At 69.7% G+C, this 21,337-nt stretch carries 20 protein-coding genes; 9 read left to right on the forward strand and 11 right to left on the reverse strand.

The window, feature by feature from the left end:
• Positions 1 to 93 precede the first annotated feature (93 nt).
• Together R3A49_12475 and R3A49_12480 are read left to right on the forward strand one after the other, a co-directional pair.
• Positions 94 to 1,539: an alpha/beta hydrolase domain-containing protein gene (locus tag R3A49_12475; protein MEZ5171541.1), complete on the forward strand. Its 1,446-nt coding sequence runs from the start codon at positions 94 to 96 to the stop codon at positions 1,537 to 1,539.
• 7 nt (positions 1,540 to 1,546) lie between these two features.
• Positions 1,547 to 2,860: an alpha-L-fucosidase gene (locus R3A49_12480; GenBank protein ID MEZ5171542.1), complete on the forward strand. Its 1,314-nt coding sequence runs from the start codon at positions 1,547 to 1,549 to the stop codon at positions 2,858 to 2,860.
• Between the two features lie 62 nt (positions 2,861 to 2,922).
• Here R3A49_12480 and R3A49_12485 read toward each other — a convergent pair whose 3' ends face one another.
• From R3A49_12485 to R3A49_12520, 8 genes are all read right to left on the reverse strand, one after another.
• Positions 2,923 to 4,116, reverse strand: a complete 1,194-nt coding sequence (locus R3A49_12485; GenBank protein MEZ5171543.1) for a cation:proton antiporter — start codon at positions 4,114 to 4,116, stop codon at positions 2,923 to 2,925.
• Positions 4,113 to 4,622, reverse strand: a complete 510-nt coding sequence (locus R3A49_12490; GenBank protein MEZ5171544.1) for a cation:proton antiporter regulatory subunit — start codon at positions 4,620 to 4,622, stop codon at positions 4,113 to 4,115. Before R3A49_12490 ends, R3A49_12485 begins: the two co-directional genes overlap by 4 nt.
• A gap of 78 nt (positions 4,623 to 4,700) precedes the next feature.
• A complete protein-coding gene (locus R3A49_12495; GenBank protein MEZ5171545.1) occupies positions 4,701 to 5,477 on the reverse strand; it encodes an SDR family oxidoreductase in 777 nt (258 codons plus the stop codon).
• Positions 5,474 to 7,186: an amidohydrolase family protein gene (locus R3A49_12500; protein ID MEZ5171546.1), complete on the reverse strand. Its 1,713-nt coding sequence runs from the start codon at positions 7,184 to 7,186 to the stop codon at positions 5,474 to 5,476. The genes R3A49_12495 and R3A49_12500 overlap by 4 nt, the downstream gene beginning before the upstream one ends.
• Positions 7,171 to 8,325, reverse strand: coding sequence for an amidohydrolase family protein (locus R3A49_12505; GenBank protein ID MEZ5171547.1), 1,155 nt, complete (start codon positions 8,323 to 8,325; stop codon positions 7,171 to 7,173). Before R3A49_12505 ends, R3A49_12500 begins: the two co-directional genes overlap by 16 nt.
• Entirely contained in the window at positions 8,322 to 9,527 is a 1,206-nt protein-coding gene (locus tag R3A49_12510; GenBank protein ID MEZ5171548.1) for a cytochrome P450, read from the reverse strand. The genes R3A49_12505 and R3A49_12510 overlap by 4 nt, the downstream gene beginning before the upstream one ends.
• A complete protein-coding gene (locus R3A49_12515) occupies positions 9,524 to 10,642 on the reverse strand; it encodes a Zn-dependent alcohol dehydrogenase (GenBank protein ID MEZ5171549.1) in 1,119 nt (372 codons plus the stop codon). Before R3A49_12515 ends, R3A49_12510 begins: the two co-directional genes overlap by 4 nt.
• Positions 10,639 to 11,331, reverse strand: a complete 693-nt coding sequence (locus tag R3A49_12520) for a helix-turn-helix domain-containing protein (GenBank protein MEZ5171550.1) — start codon at positions 11,329 to 11,331, stop codon at positions 10,639 to 10,641. Before R3A49_12520 ends, R3A49_12515 begins: the two co-directional genes overlap by 4 nt.
• 302 nt (positions 11,332 to 11,633) lie before the next feature.
• Here R3A49_12520 and R3A49_12525 point away from each other — a divergent pair, with 302 nt between their 5' ends.
• Genes R3A49_12525 through R3A49_12535 form a run of 3 tightly spaced genes read left to right on the forward strand, consistent with a single transcriptional unit; the run spans position 11,634 to position 15,483 of the window.
• Positions 11,634 to 12,320, forward strand: coding sequence for a TetR family transcriptional regulator (locus R3A49_12525; protein MEZ5171551.1), 687 nt, complete (start codon positions 11,634 to 11,636; stop codon positions 12,318 to 12,320).
• Positions 12,321 to 12,325: 5 nt separating this feature from the next.
• Positions 12,326 to 13,519 (forward strand): alkane 1-monooxygenase, encoded by a 1,194-nt coding sequence (locus R3A49_12530; protein ID MEZ5171552.1) that lies wholly within the window; start codon positions 12,326 to 12,328, stop codon positions 13,517 to 13,519.
• Positions 13,520 to 13,557: 38 nt separating this feature from the next.
• Positions 13,558 to 15,483, forward strand: a complete 1,926-nt coding sequence (locus R3A49_12535; GenBank protein ID MEZ5171553.1) for an alkyl sulfatase dimerization domain-containing protein — start codon at positions 13,558 to 13,560, stop codon at positions 15,481 to 15,483.
• A 40-nt stretch (positions 15,484 to 15,523) separates the two neighbouring features.
• On the opposite strand, the gene R3A49_12540 is transcribed toward R3A49_12535, so the two are convergent.
• Together R3A49_12540 and R3A49_12545 are read right to left on the reverse strand one after the other, a co-directional pair.
• Positions 15,524 to 16,927, reverse strand: a complete 1,404-nt coding sequence (locus R3A49_12540) for an ATP-binding protein (GenBank protein ID MEZ5171554.1) — start codon at positions 16,925 to 16,927, stop codon at positions 15,524 to 15,526.
• A complete protein-coding gene (locus tag R3A49_12545; GenBank protein ID MEZ5171555.1) occupies positions 16,924 to 17,583 on the reverse strand; it encodes a response regulator transcription factor in 660 nt (219 codons plus the stop codon). Before R3A49_12545 ends, R3A49_12540 begins: the two co-directional genes overlap by 4 nt.
• Before the next feature lie 162 nt (positions 17,584 to 17,745).
• Here R3A49_12545 and R3A49_12550 point away from each other — a divergent pair, with 162 nt between their 5' ends.
• From R3A49_12550 to R3A49_12565, 4 genes are read left to right on the forward strand one after another with little or no spacing between them, the layout of a single operon-like run.
• On the forward strand, positions 17,746 to 18,150 hold the full coding sequence (locus tag R3A49_12550) for a hypothetical protein (protein ID MEZ5171556.1): 405 nt from the start codon (positions 17,746 to 17,748) through the stop codon (positions 18,148 to 18,150).
• The gene (locus R3A49_12555; GenBank protein MEZ5171557.1) at positions 18,134 to 18,565 is read left to right on the forward strand and encodes a hypothetical protein; all 432 of its coding nucleotides are present in this window, start codon (positions 18,134 to 18,136) and stop codon (positions 18,563 to 18,565) included. Before R3A49_12550 ends, R3A49_12555 begins: the two co-directional genes overlap by 17 nt.
• Entirely contained in the window at positions 18,552 to 19,463 is a 912-nt protein-coding gene (locus tag R3A49_12560) for an FAD:protein FMN transferase (GenBank protein ID MEZ5171558.1), read from the forward strand. The genes R3A49_12555 and R3A49_12560 overlap by 14 nt, the downstream gene beginning before the upstream one ends.
• Positions 19,460 to 20,137, forward strand: coding sequence for a ferric reductase-like transmembrane domain-containing protein (locus R3A49_12565; GenBank protein MEZ5171559.1), 678 nt, complete (start codon positions 19,460 to 19,462; stop codon positions 20,135 to 20,137). Before R3A49_12560 ends, R3A49_12565 begins: the two co-directional genes overlap by 4 nt.
• Here the strand turns inward: R3A49_12565 and R3A49_12570 are convergent.
• Positions 20,030 to 21,313 (reverse strand): acetyl-CoA hydrolase/transferase C-terminal domain-containing protein, encoded by a 1,284-nt coding sequence (locus R3A49_12570; protein MEZ5171560.1) that lies wholly within the window; start codon positions 21,311 to 21,313, stop codon positions 20,030 to 20,032. The genes R3A49_12565 and R3A49_12570 overlap by 108 nt on opposite strands.
• Positions 21,314 to 21,337 lie beyond the last annotated feature (24 nt).

Consider the following 21,337-nt stretch of genomic DNA (forward strand, 5'->3'; position numbering starts at 1 on the left):
GTTGTCCTCGTTGCCGCTGTGTCAGCTCTGATGATCGGGGCATGTACGTCGTCCGGCGGGGACTCGTCGTCGTCCGATGGGAACGGTGAGGACATGAGCACCGGCTACGACGCTCTATCGGCCCGGCAGGTCTCGGGGCCGGTGACCAGTGGCGACGGCGTCGTGTCGCCGCAACCCGCAGCGCCGCTTCCCGACGGCTACGTCGAGGAGGAGTTCTTCATCGGTGGTACGGCCACGCGCTACACGAGCGACACGCCCGAGGACGGGTTCTGGGCCGCCGATCCCGACGGCGAGGCCGACTACGAAACCCGCGTCATCGTGCGACGTCCCGAGCGCCCCGACGACTTCAGCGGGACCGTGATCGTCGAGTGGTTGAACGTGACGGCGATCGAGGCTTCCCCCGACTGGGGCTACGCCGCTCAGGAGATCGGCCGGGAGGGTCACGCCTACGTGGCGGTCAGCGCCCAGGCCCAGGGTGTCGTCGGCGGCGACGCGCGCCTGGACGTGTCGGTCAATGAGGAGGCGGCGGCCGACGTCGGAGAAGACAGTGCTCTGGAGCGTGACGGCCTCGTGAACGCCGATCCCGAACGCTACGGAACGCTGACCCATCCGGGTGACGCCTACGCCTACGACATCTTCAGCCAGGTCGGCCGGGTGCTCGTCGACGACTCGGATGTGCTGCTGGGTGGACTCGAACCGGACCTCGTCATCGCCAGCGGTCAGTCGCAGTCAGCGGCGTTTCTCACGACCTACGTCAACGCGGTGCATCCTCTCGTGGACGTCTACGACGCCTTCATGATCCACAGCCGGGGTGAATCCGTCGCTCCGATCGACGGAGCGTTCGCGAGCGACCTCGACGACGGTGACGAGGCCGCCGTTCCGGTGGATGGCGTACTCGTGCGCACCGATCTCGATGTTCCCGTCTTCATCTTCGAGACCGAATCGGACCTGACGCTCCTCGGCTACGCGACCGCCCGGCAGCCCGACGCCGACCTGATCCACACCTGGGAGGTCGCGGGAACGGCACACACCGACGCCCACGTGTTCCGCGTGTTCGTGGGCGGTCCCCGCGACGCCGGCCTGGGGTCACTCATCGAGTGCGACGACCCGATCAACACCGGCCCGCACCACGAGACTTTCCAGGCGGCCCTGAACCATCTCGTGACGTGGGCGTCCGGTGGGCCGCCACCACCGGAGGGGGCACGCCTCGAGGTGGACGAGGACGGTGACGAGGCCACCATCGTCCGGGACGACAACGGCATCGCTCTCGGGGGTGTGCGCAATCCCCTGGTCGACGTACCGGTCGTCGTCACGACGGGTGACCCGCCGGAGCCTGCCGACGCCGGCGTGTGCCGCCTGTTCGGGTCGACGGACGAGCTCGATCAGGCGACGCTTCTCGATCTGTACGGATCAGCCGATGTGTACCTCGACGAGTTCGCCGCGTCAGCCGAGAAGGCCGTGAACGACGGATTTCTCCTGCGGCCCGACGCCGACGAGCTCCTGACCGAGGCCGAGATGAACGCGGCACTCTTCGGGTAGCCCGGCCGTGACGGAGGGTCCCGAGTCCACGACGAATGGAGCCTGGTTCGACGAGGCCCGGTTCGGACTCTTCGTGCACTGGGACCACGCCAGCCAACGCGGCTGGGAGGTGTCGTGGCCGATGGTCGGTGGCACCTTCACCCTGCCGTACTGCCAGGACGTGACAGCGGCCGAGTACCACGAGCTGGCTGCGACCTTCGACCCGCGGCAGTGGGACCCCCGCGACCTGGCGCGCTGCGCCCGTGTCGCCGGGATGCGCTACGTCGTCTTCACGACCCGCCACCACAGCGGCTTCTGCATGTGGGACACGGCTCTCAGCGAGCACAAGGTGACCAACAGCCCCTACGGGCGCGACATCGTCGCCGAGGTGGTCGAGGCGTTCCGCGCCGAAGGGCTCCGGATCGGGCTCTACTACTCGCTCTCCGACTGGCACCACCCCGACTACCCGGCTTTCACCGAGGCCGAACGACCCTACGAACTCGGAACCTCGCCGCCCCTCCCGCCCGCCAGGGAGGCCGACCGCTACCGCGCCTATCTCCTCGGGCAGCTGCGCGAGCTGTTGACCGGGTACGGCCGAATCGACGTTCTGTGGTTCGACGGGCAGTGGGAACGCCCGGCCGAGTGGTGGGGGGCCGACGACATCGCGGGCCTGGCGCGTGACCTCCAGCCGGGGATCCTGATCAACGACCGGCTTCCGGGTCAGGGCGACTTCGACACGCCGGAACAGTTCATTCCGGCCGAGGCGCCCGCGGGTCGCTGGGAGAGCTGCTACACGATGAACGGCAGCTGGGGCTGGAACACCGCCGACACCGACTACAAGAGCGGCCGGGCGATCGTCCACGCCCTCTGCGAGACCGCCGGTCGCGGCGGGAACCTCCTCCTGAACGTGAGCCCCACGGGCGACGGCAATCTGCCCCCCGAACAGGTCGAGCGCCTCGACGTCGTCACGTCGTGGATGGATAGGCACTCCGAGGCGGTGCACGGCTCCTCGCCGGGGCTGGAGCCCTGGCAGTTCTACGGCCCGTCGACGCGTCGGGGCGACCGGCTGTACCTGTTCTGCCTGTCGCGGCCCTACGAGTCGGTGACCGTTCGCGGTGTACCCGTGCGTCGCGTCGCGCGGGCCATGGTGCTCGGCACCGGGCGTGAGCTCGATGTGACCGTGCGTACGGGGGTCATCGAGCAACTCCTCGACGACCCCGACGGAGAGGTCGTCGTCGACGTTCCTCACTCCGACATCGACGACGTCGCGACCGTGATCGCTCTCGACCTGAGCGACCGGCCGCGCACCGTCCCGCCCGGCCTCACGACCCCGGCCCCCTGAGGGCAGAGGCGGACCGATCGGGTCGACGGGGTCGGCGTCCGGCTGCCTGTCGATGCTCCCGGTCAGAGCAGCCGACGTTCCGCCCGGCGTCTGGTGATCGCGCGGGCTGTGGGGTCGGCTGCCCGGGCCAGGAGCGGCCCGGCCACGGCGAGGATCAGCACGTAGGTCGCCGCCAGCGGGCCGAGGTCACCCTCGATCTCCGCGGCGACGGCGATTCCCGCGATGACGATCGAGAACTCGCCGCGCGCTACGAGGGTGACTCCGGCACGGAGCCGGCCCTGCCAGCTGATCCCCGACGCCCGAGCGCTCCACCAACCGGTCGCGACCTTGGTGAGTGCGGTCACGAGTGCCAGAGCGGCGGCGAGCCCGAGTGCGCCGGGCAGGTCAGCCGGGTCGATCTGGAGACCGAAGAACACGAAGAACAGGGCTGCGAACAGGTCGCGCAGCGGGCTGAGTACCCGGCGCGCGCCGCTCTCGGCCGGGCCGCTCAGGGCGATGCCCACGAGGAACGCGCCGACCGCGGCCGAGGCCTGCAGCTCCTCGGCGATCCCCGCCACGAGGAGAGCGACGCCGAGGATGCTCAACAGGAGGTTCTCCTCCGACAGGTGGAACGCCAGCCGGCTGAATCGCACACCCAGACGGATCGCAGCGAACAGGGCGAGAGCGACCGCGACGAGCGCGACCACGATCTCCACGGCGATGTCGATGACCCCACCGCCGATGAGCAGGCCCGCCATGAGGGGGAGGTACACGGTCATCACCAGGTCCTCGGTCACGAGGACCGCCAGCACGACGGGCGTCTCACGGTTTCCCGTGTGACCGAGGTCGTCGAGGAGCCGGGCGATGATGCCCGACGACGAGATGTACGTGATGCCGCCGAGGAGTAGCGCCGCGCGGACGTCCCATCCCAGGATCACGCCGACGACGAGGCCGGGCGTGAAGTTGAGGACCAGGTCAACGGCCCCCGCCGGCGCGTGGTTCCGCAGCGCATCGGTCAACTCCGAGCCGCTGTACTCCAGGCCGAGGAGCAACAGGAGCAGGATCACGCCGATCTGCGCGCCGATCTCGATGAAGTCGCGAGCCGTGACGAGCTCCACGACCCCGCCCTCGCCCACGGCGAGGCCGGCCAGCAGGTAGAGGGGGATCGACGGGATCCCGGCCCAGTTGGCCAGGCGCCCGAGTACGGCCAGGGCGAGGAGGACCGCGCCCAGTTCGACGAGGAGCGACCCCGCGCCCGAGGAGGCAGCGAGGGTCATGCACTGCCCGCCGCGAGGAGCTTCGCCGCCGCGTCGATCCCCTCCGAGGTCCCCACGACGACTGCGACATCATCGGTTTCGAGCGTCTCCTCCGGTCCCGGTGATGCGATGGCGCTGTCGCCGCGAACGAGGGCGACGATCGAGACGCCGGTCTTCGCGCGAAGCTCCGTGTCACCCAGCTTGCGTCCTGCGTAGCGGCTCGTGGCGTCGATCGGCAGCCAGTCGAGGGCGAGCCCCTGGATCTGCTGGCGCAGGTCCTCGAAGTGCTCGACGATGCTCGTGCTGCCGAGGAGGTCGGCAAACGTGCGGGCCTCCTCGGGTGTCAGGTAGGCGGTCTCGGCGACGGAGTCGGGATCGTCGTCGTCGTAGATCACCATCTCCCGACGCCCCGAGTGGTGGGAGATGATCCCGACCTTGTCGCCGCTGATCGTCTCGAAGTCGTGGCGGACCCCGACACCGGGCAGCTGCGTCTCGTTGATCTGTGTCATGGCGACAGTCTTGCCCATGCCGGGGTGTCCGGGCTCCGCGACCGGGACCGGACGTCGGCGCGAGTACAACGGCCGGCTACGAGGGGATGGATGGTCTCAAGGTGGCGGCGGCATCAGCGTCATCGACGGAATGTCGGCGCCTGACTCGAACAGGCCGACGACCGTGCTGATGATCTCGTCGACGTCGAGGACTGCTCCCGACATGTGACCGTGCTCCATCCAGGTCGCGATGTACTCGGAGGCGAGGCCGGCGTCCCACGACGAGGTGAACTCCGTGGCGCCGTGGCCTGTGCCGCCGGCGCTGTTTCCGAGAACCAGCCGTGTGAAACCGACCTCGGGGTGCTCCACGCGCCAGGCCTCGACCAGCTTGTCGAGAGCGGCCTTGCTCACAGCGTAGGCACCGAGGCCCGGCCATGGTGGGGTCATCGACGCCGACACCGACGAGAGGTAGACCGCGCGCCCTCCCTCCGCTGCAAGATGCGGGAGTGCCGCTGCGGTCGCGACGGTCGCACCGATCACGTTGGTGTCGAACACCTCCCGCCACAGCTCCGGGCCGGTGTCGACGAGCGGCACCAGGGGTCCGACGCCGGCGCTGTAGACGAGACCGTCGACGCCGCCGAGCACGTCGCACGCCTCCTCGATGGCGGCGGTGCACGACGCGCTGTCGCGTACGTCGCAGGTGAGCGCCACGGCACCGCCACCGGCCTCGCCCACCGCGTCGTCGAGGCGGTCGGTGCGCCGCCCGAGGAACGCGACCGCGTAACCCCGATGAACGAGCCCGGTACCGATGCACCGACCGAGCCCACTCGACGCGCCGACGACAACGACCCGGGACCGGGCCAATTCCGCGTGGAGCTGCGTCGCACTGTTCACGGTGTGACGGTCTCGGTGTCCCGACCGGAGTGCAGCAGCGTTCCCGGAGTGTCGCCCGTCAGGCGGTCGTCGTCGACGACGGGTACCCCGTTCACGAGCACGTGGTGGATGCCCATCGCCCCGGCGTAGAGCCGCCACGCCCCACCGGGCAGGTCGGCCCTCATGCGCTCCTGCTCGTAGCCGACACGGTCGGGGTCGAACACAACCAGGTCGGCGGCGTAGCCCGGGGCGATCCGGCCGCGGCCCCTGAGCCCGTAGAGGGTGGCGGGGACCTCGGTCAACTGGTGGATCGCCTCCTCCAGGGAGACCACATCGAACTCGCGCACGCCGTGGGCGAGCATCGCCGTCGAGTAGATGGCCCCGCACATCATGTCGAGGTGGGCCCCGGCGTCGGAGCCACCGACCACGGTACGGGGGTCACGCCACACCTCCGCGCGCATCTTCCAGTCGGCCTCACTCTCGGTCATCCCCGTCGGGCGCAGGCCGGTGCGCAGGTCGTCGGCGAGAACGATGTCGAGAAGCACGTCGAAGGGTTCGCCTCCCACCTCGTCGACGATGTCGCCGACGGTGCGGCCCTCGTGGGCGCTGTTCACCTCGGCGAAGGTCTCGATGATCTCGAGACGCCGCCAGTCGGCCAGGGCGCGGAGCATCCCGGCCTCGTCGGAGGCCGCACCCGCCGCGAGACGCCGACGCACGTCGGGATCGGCCAGCGCCGTCATGCGCTCGGCGACGGGCAGCGACAGCACCGGCCTCCAGCCGGGTAGCCCGTCGAGGACGAAGCCCGACAGGAACGACAGGCGGATCTTCATCGTGTGTGGCAACGTGAGCGCGACGACCCGGCCGCCCTGCGCGGCGGCGTGGTCGGAGGCGGTGAGCTGATGGACGTGCCCGTCGGGGTTGAGGGCCGACACGCCGAGGACGTTCCAGTTGAGGGGCCGGTGGCCGGCGACCGACATACGGGCCATCAGGTCCTTCTCGTCGGTGGTGAAGCCGTTGATGGACCCGGCGAGAATGCACTCGAGGGTCGTGCCCGGCACGTCGCGTACGGCACCCGCCAGTGCGACGAACTCCTCGTCGGTGGCGCCGCGTGACGGGACGGGGTCACCGTCTCCGTCGTTGTGTGTCGCCGCGTTGGAGGTCGAGAATCCCAGCGCGCCCGCGGTGCAGGCCTCGGCGACGACACGTGCCATCGCGTCGATCTGCTGCTCGTTCGCGGCTTCGTGGCAGTTGTCGCCCATCACGGTTCGCCGTACCGCGGAGTGCCCGACAAGGAAACCCGCGTTGACACCGAGGTTCCGATCCAGGCGCGACTCCCAGTCCTCGAAGCTCGTCCAGTCCCAGGACAGGCCCGCCTCGAGGGCTTCCAGCGGCATGCCCTCCACACGCGCCATCATCCGCATCAGGTACTGCGCGTGGTCGTCACCGGCGGGTGCGAGGCTGAACCCGCAGTTGCCCCCGATGGCGGTGGTGACCCCGTGGAGCGGGGAGGGGCTGGCGGTCGGGTCCCACGAGAGCTGGGCGTCGTAGTGTGTGTGGATGTCGACGAAGCCGGGTGCGACGACCGTGTCGGTGGCGTCGATCACCTTCGGATCGGGGCCCAGGTCGTCGGGCTCGACGAAGCGTCCGTCGCAAACGGCCACGTCGGTACGCACGCCGGGTGTGCCCGTGCCGTCGACCACGAGGCCGCCGGTGATCAGGGTGTCGGCCATCGGAACAACCTTTCCGCGTTCTGGTGGGTCAGCTTGGCCGCGGTGTCCTCGGGCAGGTCGGCGAACCGTTCGTGGAGCAGCTCCTGGGTGTCGGGCCAGGTCGAGTCGGCATGGGGGTAGTCGACCTCGACCATGACGTGGTCGGGGCCGAACCGCTCGAGCACACCATCCAGGGTGCTCGGGTCGTCGATCATGCAGAACCAGAAGTTGCGCGCCAGGACCTCGCTGGGCCGGAGGTCGTCCTCCCAGCCCCGGCTCTCGGTGCCCGACGCCGAGTGGTCGACCACGTAGTCGACGCGGTCGGCGAGCATGTTCACCCAGCCGATGCCACCCTCCGACATCGCCACCTTCAGGTCGGGAAACCGCGTGCAGGCCCCCGACCACAGCCAGTCGGCGCAGGCGAGGAAGGCGTTGCCGGGAAACAGCGTGGGCAACAGCTCGAAGGGCGGGTCGTCGCAGGGGACAGGCGCCCACGAGCCCGACCCCGTGTGGAGGCACAGAACGGTCCCGGTCTCCTGGCATGCGTCGAACACCGGATCCCAGTGGTCGGAGTGCAGCGACGGGAGGCCGAGCTTGGAGGGGAACTCGGGGAAGCTCAGTGCCCGGAATCCCCGATCGGCGTTCTCCCGCACCATGGCCGCAGCGATCGCGGGCTCGGGCAGCCAGGTGATCTGGAGCGGGATGATGCGCCCGGGGTGGGTGCCTGCCCACACATCGAGGTGCCAGTCGTTCCACGCCCGTACGCACGCCTCACCGAGCGCGGCATCGGCCGAGTTGGCGAAGACCGCGCCGGAGAAGCCCGCGATGAGTGACGGGAAGCACACCGACGCCACGATGCCGGCGAGGTCCATGTCGGCGATGCGGGCGTCGATGTCCCAACAGCCCCGCCGCATCTCGTCGAAGTTGGCGGGATCCATCGACCACTCGTCCCGGGGGCGACCGATCACGGCGTTGAGCCCGATGTTGGGATAGATGCCGTCCTCGTAGACCCACACCTGGCGGCCGTTGGGGAGGGTGTCGATCCTCGGGGCGATCTCGGCGAACGCCGACGGGACGCGGCCCTCGAAGAGGTCGGGCGGCTCGATCAGGTGGTCGTCGACCGACACGATGCGGTACGGAGCGGGCGGCGCGCCGTTCATGTCGGTGTGAACTCCAGGGGAAGGTGATCGGCCTGGCGGATGCCGGGTGAGAAGTGGACGTCGGCCCCGTCGACGATCCTGTAGTCGGGAATGCGGGCGTGCAGTTCCTCGAGGACGACCCGGAGCTCGAGACGGGCGAGGTGTGCTCCGAGACAGAGGTGGTGGCCGCCACCGAACGCCACATGGCGGTTGGGGTCGCGATGGAAGTCGACCGAGTTGTCGCCGAACTCCGTGTCATCGGCGTTGGCCGCGCCCACGGCGAGCATCACGCCCTCGCCCCTTCGGAGCCGTACCCCGCTCATCTCGACGTCCGTGGCGACGACGCGCGGCACGACCATCACGGGGCTGAGCCACCGCAGGAGCTCCTCCACCGCTGAGGGGATCAGGGCGGGGTCGTCGATCAGCTCCCGGCGGTGCCGAGGGTGTGTGGCGAGGAAGTGCACCATGCAGTCGAGCGACGCGGTGACCGTGTCGAGGCCACCGAGGAGGAGCAGGTGGCTGATCCCGAGCAGCTCCGCTTCGCTCAGTGGCTGCCCGTCGATGCGCGCGTTGACCAGACTCGACAGCAGACCCTCGTCGGGCTCGCTCCGAAGACGCTCGATCGCAGAGCGGAAGTAGTCGCTGATGGCGTGGGCGGTCCGGGCGCGGACGCGCTGGGCGCCCTCGAAGTCGTCGGGTGCGACGTCGGGACGGATCGTGTCGTCGCGCCACCGGAGAAACTGCGGGAGGTCGCTGCGCGGCAGCCCCATGAGCGCGAGGAACACGCCCGATGGCAGCGGGGTGGCGATCTCGTCGTGGAACTCGCAGCGGCCCCGAGGCCCGACCCGATCGATGAGTCGGCGAACACGGGCCCGGACCTCGGCCTCGAGGCGCTCGATCTCCCGGGGTACGAACCGGGGGTTGAGCAGTCGGCGGTACCGGGTGTGCTCCGGTGGGTCGACCTCGAGCGGGAGAAGAGGCTGTTCACCCAGGTCCAGGGTGTTGGCGGCGGACGTGAAGACGTCGGGATGGCGCAGCGCCCACCACACGTCGTCGTAGCGGGTGACGGCGACGAAGGACCCGTCGCCGAGGTCGGAGCGCGCGACCGGACACATGGCGTGGGCGCGTCGGTAGGTCGCGTGCGGCGCGTCGGCGGTGTCCTGTGAGAACAGGGCAGCGGCTGCGTCGCTCCCGGAGGCGTCGGTGTCGGGAAGGTCGCTCATACGCTGCTCGCCTCCGGCGGTGTGTTCGATGAGGAGGGGAACTCGATCAGGGTCCGGGCGCCCACACCGGCGGCCATTGTGTCGAAGGCGTCGTTGACCTCGTCGAGGGTTCCGCGCCGGGTCACGATTCGCTCGAGGTCGAGTGCCCCGGTTCGGGCGAGCGTGACCGCCCGCGGGATGTCGCGGGCCGGATCGGTGCCGCCGTAGACCGAGCCCTGTACCCGCTTGGCGTCGGCCAGCAGGCTCATGGCCGGGATCGACACGGGATCGTCGGCTGCGCCCGCCCCGACGACGGTGACGGTGCCTCCGCGGCGGGTCAGGGCGTAGGCCTGCTCGATCGTGCTCGAGAGGCCCACGACCTCGAGGGCGTGGTCGACGCCCCTCCCGGCCGTGAGCTCCTGGGCCGCGGCGACCGGGTCGGACACGGATCCGTCGACGGCGTGGGTGGCGCCGTTGGCGACGGCGAGGTCCAGCGTGGCGGCGACGCGGTCGACGGCGAGGATCACCGTGGCCCCGGCGAGCCGTGCTCCCTGCACGGCGGCCAGGCCCACACCGCCGCATCCGATGACAGCGACCGTCTCACCCGGTGACACGCCGGCGGTGTTCACGACGGCGCCCACACCGGTGACGACGGCACACCCCAGAAGCGCCGCCAGTTCGAGGGGGAAGTCGGGCTCGATGCGGACGGCCGCCATCTCCGGGACCACCGTCGTCTCGGCGAGCGTTCCGGTGCCGAGCCCACACCAGAGCGGATCACCGTTCGCTGTTCCGTAGGGGCCTGCGAAGGCGTGGTCCATCCCGTGCTCGCACAGTTCCGGCCGCCGGGCGAGACAGAAAAAGCACCGTCGACACGGCGCCACCCACGACAGCACGACATGATCGCCGACGCCCAGGGTCGTCACATCCGGGCCGACCTCGGTGACGGTTCCGGCGCCTTCGTGGCCCAGGACCGCAGGGACCTCCTGGGGGATCGAGCCGTCACGTACCGACAGGTCGGTGTGGCACACACCTGTGGCTGCCATTCGTACCGCCACCATCCCGGGACCGGGTGGTGAGAGCTCGACGTCCTCGACCGAGAGCGGCGTACCGACCTCCCGGAGCACGGCTGCCCTCACAGGGCTTCTCCCCCCGTCGACAGACCCGACCGGCAGAAGTCCCACAGCCGCTCGGCCGACACTGCACTGTCCACTGCGCCGTCGCCGACCTTCCCGGTGTCCGAGGCCACGAGCACCGCGGCGTGAACGTGCGCCAGAACCAGGGTGAACACGACGACGGCATCGTCGTGGTCGACCGGACGGATCTCACGAGCCGCTGCGGCCGAGCGCAACTCGACCTCGAGCAGGTCGACCATCGGTGCCAGGGCCATCCGTAGCTCGTCGGGGTGCGTCTCCCCGAGGCGTAGGAACTCGCGTACCAGCAACGACGCGTAGCCGGAGCCCGTGACCAGCAGGTGGCACAGCTCCGTCACGTAGCAGCGCAGCCGCTCCAGTGGCTCCGACGCCGAGTCGACGACAGCACGCAGATGCTCGGCTCCGAAGCGTGCCTCCTCCTCGAAGAGGGCCAACAGCAGCTCATCGCGGCCTGCGAAGCTCCGGTAGAACGTCCGGAGGGCGACATCGGCCCGTTCCGCCACCTCGGCAACGGTGAACTCCGACGAGCCTCTCTCGGCGGCCAGGTCGCGGGCGGCGCCGACGAGACGGTGGGCACGGGCCGAGAACCGGTCACGCGCCGCCGACAGGGAGCGTTCCAGCGCCCGGTCCTCCCAGGGCGACCGTGTGGAGGCCTGCGCCGGCGACACATCCATGTCTCATCTCTGGCACGCGTCTGCCACCGTGTCAATCCCGACGTCAATCCCGCCGCCCCGTCACGACTCCGACGGCCCCGCCGAACACGCCGATGCCGTCTCGCAGGTCGGCCATCTCCGCTGTCAGGTGACACGTGGGTCGCCTCGACGACCACCGCAGACGGGGCTGCGAGCCAGGCATCGACCCGGTCCATGGCCCCGTCGGCCGAGAGAGGCTCTGTGATGCTGTGATGCCCACCGCCATGTACCGGAAGGGAGCCAGAAGATCTTTACAAACTTACGATAGTCGTTAAGATGTCAGTATGCCATCGCGAGATGCAACCGGACCACAGGCACCTGCGGGTGTCGACGCGCTGCGGCGCCGGCCCGACGATCCCGGTGACTCCGGCGCGATCGACGAGGTCGTGGAGCGGATCCTCGACGCCACGTTGGAGGCGGCGACGGTCCACGGCGTGCGTCGCACCTCGATGAGCGATGTCGCCCGGCGCGCGGGCATGTCACGCCCGACGCTCTACAAGCGGTTCTCCTCGAAGGACGAGCTCGTCCGGGCCGTCGTGGCGCGCGAGACGTCGCGGATCACAGCCGCCATTCTCGAGGCCGCCACCGGGACCGACGATCCCACCGAGGCGCTCGACGCAGCGGTCCTCGTCGCACTGCGGGAGGTTCGGGAGCACCCGCTGCTCGACCGGGTGATCCGCACCGAGCCCGAGACGCTCGTGCCGATGATCGTCGCCGACCCGTCACCCGTGATGGTCGTCGGACGTGAGGCGGCGCAGTCGATCATCGCCCGCCGTGCCCCGCGTCTGTCAGAGCTCGACGTCCGTCGTCTCGCCGACGTCCTCATACGCCTGCTGGTCAGCTACGCGCTCACCCCGCCCGACGACCCACCCGAGGTCGTGGCCTCCTCCGTCGCCGGGCTGCTGGCGAGCCGGTTCGCTGACGCCGACGAAGTACCCCACCACGCAACCCACCCCGGGGAGGAACCGTGAAGACCCTGACCCGCACCCACGACGACGAGAGTGCCGCCGAGGACCGAACAGATACCGGCCCCGAGACCTGGCACGACCCCAAGCGCCACCTGTGGCTCCTCGGGCTGGTCGTGCCGCTGCTTCCCTTCGCCGCGTTCGGGCTCGTCGAGCTCACCGGCCTCGCCGTGTTCTGGTGGATGGGCCCGTTCTGGATCCTGGCGCTGATGCCGGCGCTCGACACGGTCCTCGGTACCGACGGCTCGAACCCGCCGGAGTGGGCTGTTCCGCAGCTCGAGTCCGACCGCTACTACCGCGTCGCGACGTACCTCTACGTCCCTCTCCAGTACGCGTCGCTCGTGTGGGCAACGTGGTTCGTCGCGACCACCGACATCGGCTGGTTCAGCCAGCTCGGTCTGGCCCTCACGGTCGGAACCGTCGCCGGGGTCGCGATCAACACCGCACACGAGCTCGGGCACAAGCGCGACAGGTTCGAGCGCCGACTCTCCAAGGTGGCGCTGGCACAGTCCGCCTACGGGCACTTCTACGTGGAGCACAACCGCGGGCACCACGCCCGGGTGTCGACGCCCGAGGACCCGGCGAGTGCCCGCCTGGGCCAGTCGTTCTGGGCGTTCCTCCCGCGCACGGTCGTGGGCGGCCTGTGCTCCGCCTGGGGGATCGAGTCGGCGGCGCTTCACCGCAAGGGTCGACACGTCTGGTCACCGCGCAACAACATCCTCAACGCCTGGGCGCTGTCGGTCGTACTCTTCGTCGGCCTCGTCGCCGCCTTCGGCACGTCGGTCATTCCGTTTCTCGTCGTCCAGGCCGTCTTCGGCTTCTCGCTCCTCGAGGTCGTGAACTACGTCGAGCACTACGGGCTCGCGCGGCAGAAGCTCGACAGCGGTCGCTACGAGCGCTGCAAACCCGAGCACAGCTGGAACAGCAACCACCTCGCGTCGAACCTCGCTCTGTACCACCTCGAGCGCCACTCCGACCACCACGCCAACCCGACCCGGCGCTACCAGTCGTTGCGAAACTTCGACGACGCGCCGCAGCTTCCCTCGGGCTACGCGTGGATGATCACCCTGGCCTGCGTACCGCCGCTGTGGCGCCGTGTCATGGACCACAGGGTCGCCGCGCACTACGACGGGGACCTGACGCTCGCCAATGTGCAGCCGAGGCGCAGTTCCGTCAGAGCCGTGGACCACGTCGGGGTCTCCTGAGAGACTCGCTTCCTCGGTCATCGACAGAGGGAGCGCCCATGCCGACGGACAGCGACGACTCCGGGAACCTCGCGCCAGGTGACGCCACCGACGCGACACGGGCGGCTCTGTCGGCTGCCGTGGTCGACTTCGACGACGATGCTGACTTCGAGCGTGCGGGCCGCGGGTTCATCGCTGCGCACCCGACCGGGCGGATCGGGTCGGAGGGGAACTGGGTCTCGGACACGTCGACGCACGAGTTCCTCCGTACCGACGAGCCGGCACCCGCCACGGTCCACCCGGGGTTGTGGCGACAGGGCCGCCTCAACGCCACCCACGGGCTCTTCGAGGTGACCGACGGCGTGTGGCAGGCGCGTGGCTACGACATCTCGAACGTCACGTTCATGGCCGCCGAGAGCGGCTGGCTCGTCGTCGACCCCCTGACCACCGAGGAGACGGCGGCGGCGTGCCTGGCGCTGGCCAACGACACGCTCGGGGAACGCCCGGTCACGGCGGTGATCTACACGCACAGCCACGTCGACCACTTCGGGGGTGTCGGCGGTGTGACGTCGGCCGAGGCCGTGGAGTCGGGCGACGTCCCGGTCGTCGCCCCCGAGGGCTTCATGCACGAGGTGGTCGGCGAGAACGGACTGGCCGGTCCGATCATGGTGCGGCGGGGCATGTACCAGTTCGGGGCGCTGCTCCCGCCCGGCCCGCGCGGGCACGTCGACAACGGGCTCGGCCAGGCGATCCCGATCGGCACATCGGGGCTCATCGCACCGACCGACATCATCACCGAGACCGGTACGGAGATGGTGCTCGACGGGATTCGCGTCGTGTTCCAGAACACACCCGGCGCCGAAGCGCCCGCGGAGATGAACTTCTTCTTCCCCGACCTCCGGCTGCTGTGCATGGCGGAGAACTGCACCCACAACATCCACAACCTGTACCCGATCCGCGGTGCCCGGACGCGCGACGCGCTCGCGTGGAGCAAGTACATCCACGAGGCACTGGAGATGTGGGGCGACGACACCGACACGATGTTCGCGAGCCACCACTGGCCGCGCTTCGGCCGTACCGACGTGAAGGAGTTCCTCGCGCTCCAGCGCGACGTCTACCGCTGGATGCACGACCAGACGCTACGGCTCGCCAACCAGGGCTACACGCCCGACGAGATCGCAGACGAGCTCGAACTCCCCGGGTGTTTCGCGGCGCATTCACACACGCACGGGTACTACGGCACGGTGTCGCACAACGTCCGCTCCGTCTACAACCTCTACCTCGGCTGGTACGACGGGAACCCGGCCAACCTCCACCCACTCCCTCCGGTCGAGACCGGGAGGCGCTACGTCGAGATGATGGGTGGTGCCGACGCGGTGCTCGACGGGGCCCGCGCCGCATTCGACACAGGCGACTACCGCTGGGTGGTGCAGCTCCTGAAGCACCTCGTCTTCGCGGATCCCGGCAACGAGGCCGCGCGCCGGCTCTCGGCCGACGCCATGGAGCAGCTCGGGTACCAGGCCGAGTCGGGGACCTGGCGCAACGCCTACCTCACCGGCGCCTTCGAGCTCCGGAACGGCTCCGTGAATCTCGGCCCGGCGCAGCCGTGGCACCTGGGCCACGCCATGACCGGAGAGCAGGTCGTCGACATGCTGGGCGTCCGCTTCGACCCCCGGCGGTTTCGCCCCGAGGCACGGCTGGCGTGGCGCTTCACCGACTCGGGCGCCACCGGCGACGTTCACGTGGCGGCCGTGTCGAACCACGCCCTCCACCACGAGGTCGTGCCCGACGGCGCCACCGCCGACGCCGACGTCACCGTTGCGCTCGAGAGGCAGACGCTCCTCGACGTCGCCGCTATGCCCGCCCGCTACGGGTCCCTCGTGGAGGACGGCTCGATCACCGTGGAATCAGGAGATCCCTCCCTGCTCGAGGAGTTCCTCGGCGCACTCGATGTCTTCGAGAGCGCGGCGCTGGTCGAACCGTAGCCGCACCGCCGATCACGCCGAGGTGTTTGGCGTCGGCTCATCAGCTCGGATCGCTGGGTGGGTCGTGGCCGCTGTCTTGTGCCGCTCGTAGCCGGACCGTGACGTCGAGCCCGGTCGGGGTCGCGTCGCCGAGCTCCACGTTGCCACCGCACGTGGTGGCGAGCTGCTGGACGATGGCCAGTCCGAGCCCCGAACCGGCACTGTCGGCATCAGGTCCGCGCCAGAAACGGTTGAACGCATTCTTCCGCTGTGCCGGGGTCATTCCCGGGCCGCTGTCGACGACGTGCATCTCGACGGTTCCATCGTCGCTCGAGGCCGTGACCGTGATCGCGCTGTCCGTCGGAGCGGCATCCATGGCGTTGTCGAGGAGGTTGTCGAGGATCTGATCGACAGCCCCGTCGACCGCCGTGGCCGACACAGGCTCCTGCGCGTCGAGGACGAGACGGATGTCCCGCTCCTCGGCCAGGGGCGTCCACGCGTCGATGCGCTGCCGGGCGACCTCTGCGACGTCGATCACGGTCCGTTCCGGGCGGGAGCCCTCCGTGCGGGCGATGACGAGGAGCCCCTCCACGAGACGAGCGAGCCGGGCGACTTCCCGCGAGCCGGCCTCAAGATCGGGCTGAAGGTCCTCGGGCGCGGCGGACTCCAGGTTCTCCAGGCGCAGGCGCAGAGCGGTGAGAGGAGTCCTGAGCTGGTGGGAGGCGTCGGCCACGAACGCCCGCTGGGACCCGACGAGCTCCTCCAGACGTTCGGCCATGTCGTTGAAGCGCTCGGCGAGGGAACGGACCTCCGGTGGGCCACGGTCCACCTCCGCACGGGCGCCGAGGTCTCCTGCGGCGAGCCTGTCGGTGGCGACGGCGAGTGCACGGACGGGCCGCGTCACGGACCGGGCGAGGATGAAACCCACGATCGTGACCGCCCCCATCACGACAAGACCGATGAGCGCGAGCGTCCACCAGTTGCGGCGGATCCTCGTATCCAGCTCCGCCGTGTCGTGGCTGATGCGAACGGCGCCGTGGACGGTTCCACTCGAGGCGACCGGAACGGCGACGAAGGTGAGGCGTTGGCCGAGCGTCTCCGAATAGCGTGTTCCGGAGTTCCGTTCACCTCCCAGGGCCTTCTCGAACTCGGGCCGGGTCGAGAAGTCACGTGCCGCACCCTCGGGGTCGGATGAATCGGCGATGGCAACACCCGATTCGTCGACGATCACCACCCGCCCGTTCGTGCGCTCCTCGTACTCGGTCACGACGCGGACGGGATCGGGACCCGAACCCTGTTCGAGACGGTCCTCGGCGAGCGTGGCGATCACGGTCGCATCCCTCTCGAGATCGGTGGTGAGCTGTTCGCGTTCGGTGCTGGCGAAGTTGATCCCCAGGGGAATGCCGAGGACGAGCAGCACGAAGGCCGTGATCGTCAGGTATGTGAGGAGCAGCCGACGGGTCATCGTGGCTCGGTGAGACGAAAGCCGACGCCACGCAGCGTCTCGATCCACGCCGGATCGCCGAGCTTCTTGCGCAGCGACGCCACGTGGACGTCGAGTGTCTTGGTCGGTCCGTACCAGTGCCTGTCCCAGACCTCGTCCATGATCCGGCCACGGTCGAACACGGCGCCCGGGTCGTCGGCGAGAAGTGCGAGGACGTCGAACTCCTTCGGCGTGAGCGAGAGCTCCTCGCCGTCGAGTGTGACCTGTCGGGTCCGGCGGTCGATCTCGAGCGTTCCGACCCGTGTCGTGACGGGACCACCCGTGCGGGAGCCGGTTCTGCGCGACACGGCGCGGATACGGGCCGCCAGCTCACGAAACCCGAACGGCTTGACGAGGTAGTCGTCGGCGCCGAGCTCGAGGAGCAGCACGCGGTCGAACTCCTCGCCGCGGGCGGTGATCACGATGATCGGGACGTCGGACTCCTCCCGGATCCTGCGGCAGACGTCGGTTCCGTCCAGGTCCGGCAGGCCGAGATCGAGCAGCACGAAGTCGTAGTCGCTCACGGCGAGTGCGGCGGATCCCGTTGCGACGCGCCGGACGTCGAAGCCGTCGCGGACCAGGCCGGCGACCAGAGGCTCGGCGATCGTGTCGTCGTCCTCCACGAGCAACAGGCGCATCTGCCCACTGTGGCCCACCGGAGAGGCCGGCGTCGCAGTCTTGTCCGAATCTTTGCCCGGCACTGTCCGGGCCCTGGGCCGGAACTCTCTACCGTGTGCAACGACCATTCGAGAACGGCCCGAGAAGTGCTTTGAGCACCGGTCGAGAGCGAGGAGAGGGAGATGGAGCGCAAGAAGATCCTGGTGACGGCCGGAGCGATCACGGCGACGATCCTCGCCGGTACGGCGGCCGTTGCCGCCAATGTCGGTCTTCTGGACTCGGCCGGCTCGAGCGAGGTCGGGGAGCTGAGCCCCGTCGTGACCACCGATCCCGGTGCGACGGTTCCCGTCGAGACCGAGACCGTCTTCGTCGACGAGACGTCTCCGGCGGCAGCGCAACCTTCCGATTCGGCGGTCACCCCGCCGGCGCCGGAGACGTCCGTCCAGGGTGACGATGGGTTCGACGGGCGCGACCACGACAGCGACGACGATCACGACGACGACGACCACCACGACGACGACGATCACGACGACGACCACGACGACGATCACGACGACGATCACGACGGCCGTGACGATGACGACTGAGCCGTCCGCACGGCAGAGCCGCGAGCACTCCGGTGCCGGGTCGGCGCGCAGGCGGCGACACGCCGCCCGACGCTCCCGGGTCGCGGTCGCCGGGGCGAGCGCGGCCACACTCGTCGGGCTGGTCACGTTCCTCGGGCTGTCCCCGGGAGCGGGGAGCCCGTCTGCGGCACCGCCGGTGCCCACGAATCCTGCCGGCGGGACGCAGCCGTCGACCGAGCGCGACACGCTGCCGTCCCCGCGCCGTGTGCAGATCGTCGTCCGTCGGCAGGTCCCCGCGGGGTCGGGCTCGCCCGAGGTCTCGACGTCGCCCGAATCGGCAACCGGAACCGCCGCACCGAGCGTGGCACCGGCGCCGTCCCCTTCGCGTGACAGATCCACCACAGCGCCGGTGGCACAGAGCCGTGGCAGCAACTGAGCTCGACTTCCGCGTGATGGGCTCCCGGTCCCGCATCCTCGTCGTCGGGGGTGACGACGGGCTCGCAGCCCGCGGCCACCGCCGTCTCCGTCAGCTCGAGCGACGGTGGAGCCGGTTCGTCGCCGGGAGTGAGGTCTCGCGGCTCAACAGCGAACAGGGCGTTCCCGTTCTCGTCTCGGCCGACACGTACCGGCTCGTCGAGCGCGCCTGTGAAGGCTGGGACTCGACCGGGGGAGCCTTCGACCCCACCGTTCTCGACGCTGTCGAAGCCATCGGCTACGACGTCTCGTTCGACCTTCTGGCGCCGGACCGACCGGCGACCACGTCGGTCGCCACCGTCCCGGGATGTCACGACATCGAGCTGGACCCGCTCGTGTCGTCGGTCACACTGCCGGTGGGGGTGCGGATCGATCCCGGAGGTGTCGGGAAGGGGCTCGCCGCAGACCTCGTGGCCACTGAGCTCGTGGCGTCGGGTGCCGACGGCGTGATGGTCGACGTCGGCGGCGACCTCCGGGTGCTCGGCGACTCGCCCACGAACGACGGCTGGGACGTGGGTATCGAGCACCCTTCGGCGCCCGGGCCCGGGGTCGCGCGGATTCGCCTGCTCGACGGAGGTGTGGCGACGAGCACAACCGCCTACCACACGTGGACGATGGGAGGCCGGAGAGTCCACCACCTCATCGATCCTGCGACCGCGCGTCCGGTCGAGTCGAGTGTGCTGTCGGTGACGGTGGCGGCCTCGGACGCCGCGTGGGCCGAGATGCTGGCCAAGGCGGTCTTCGTGCTGGGCGTCGACGACGGCCGTCGCCTGCTCGAGCCCTTCGGAGCGTTCGCCTCCTTCATCACCGGCGACGGGATCCTGGTCGTCGACCCACCCTTCGAGGAGATGGCGGCATGAGCACGCACGGGTGGTGGTACGTCGCGCGTGCCGGCGGAATCGTGGCGTGGGTCCTGCTCACCCTGTCGGTGGTCTGGGGACTGCTGCTCTCGACGCGGTTGCTCGGTGGCCGCCCCACACCGGCCTGGCTGACAGACCTCCACCGCTTCCTCGGAGGCCTCGCAGTCGTCTTCACCGGTGTCCACGTCGCCGGCCTCGTCGCCGACAACTACGTGCACTTCGGGTGGGCCGAGACACTCGTTCCCTTCGCTTCGGGGTGGCGCCCACTGGCGGTCACCGCCGGTGTGCTGGCGTTCTACCTGCTCGTCGCGGTCGAGGTGACCTCACTCATGATGCGCCGTATGCCGCGCCGGTGGTGGAGGCGTGTGCACGAGAGCGCGTTCCTCGTGTTCCTTCTCGCGAGCCTCCACGGAGCCTTCGCGGGTACCGATGCCACGAGCCCCGCGTACCGGTGGGTCTCGGTCGCCTCGATCGGGGCTGTCGTCTTCCTGACGGTCGTCAGGGTGCTCGCAGGCGGCCGCAAGCTGTCGACCCGACGGCAACCCGTGAACGTTGCGGGCTCCCGTTCAGAGGAGCCCGAGCTCGCGGGCGTCGCGCTCGAGGCCGTCGCGGAAGTCGGGGTGCGCGATGTCGATCAGAGCCCGGGCACGTTGGCGGATCGACCGACCGCGTAGCTCGGCCACGCCCCACTCCGTGACGACGTGGTCGATCGTGTTCTTGATCGTCGTCACGACCGACCCACGGGTGAGCTGAGCGGTGATCCGGCTCACCGAGCCGTCCCGGGCCGTGGAGGGCATGGCGACGAATCCCTGGCCGTTCTCGGAGTACATGGCGCCACGCGCGAAGTCGGCCTGGCCCCCTGATCCCGACCACATCCGGCCGGCGACCGTCTCGGAGGCGCACTGGCCGAGCAGGTCGATCTCGGTGGTCGTGTTGATGGAGACGAACCGGCGGTCGTCGCCGATGAAGCGGGGGTCTGCGACGACGTCGACGGGGAGGAGCTCGACGATGGCGTTCTCGTCGATGAAGTCGTAGACACGCTGCGTCCCGAGGCAGAACGTCGTCACGACCTTGCCCGGGCGGCGTTGCTTGTGGACGCCGGTGACGACACCGGCCTCGATCAGGTCCACGAGCCCGTCGGCGAGGAGCTCGGTGTGGACGCCGAGGTCACGGTGGTCCGAGAGGGCCTCGAGAGCGGCGTTCGGCACCTGACCGATCCCGGCCTGGACGGTCGCGCCGTCGGGGACCCGCTCGGCGACGAGCACCCCGATCGAACGGGCGACGTCGTCGGGCTCGGGCGGTGGCACGACGGGAAGCGCCCGGTCGGTCTCGCACCATCCCGCCAGCTGTGACAGGTGGAGCTGGTTGCGCCCGAAGGTTCTCGGCATCCGGGGGTTGGACTCGACGAAGAACGGGACCTTCCCGATGAACGAGGCGGTGTAGTCGGCGTTCGTCCCGAGCGAGACGTACCCGTGCTGGTCGGGTGGCGACACGCATGCCACGACGAGCTTCGGGTCAGGGAGCCGTTCGAGAAGACGGGGGACCTCGGAGAAATGGCACGGCACCAGGTCGAGGGTGCCGGCGTGGAAGTGGGGGCGCGTGACGGCCGAGAGGAAGTAGGACACGTGGTCGAGGTGCCCGGCGAACTCACCGTCCATCGACGGGCGGTCGTGGAGCGCGTGCATCTGGTGGATGGTCACACGGTCGAGATCCCCGGCGGCCGTTTCGATCTCGTCGACGATGCTGACGGGCTCCCCGGCGGCCAGCGGCACGATCACCGAGGTCCCCGGCTCGATGTGGTCGAGGACGCGGGACGCCTCGGTGGGCCCTGGGAGAGCGCGCCGGCTCACGAGGGCCGTGCCACCGCCACGGGC

This window comes from Acidimicrobiia bacterium (assembly GCA_041394025.1).
In the GTDB taxonomy this organism is placed as follows: Bacteria; Actinomycetota; Acidimicrobiia; order IMCC26256; family JAOSJL01; genus JAOSJL01.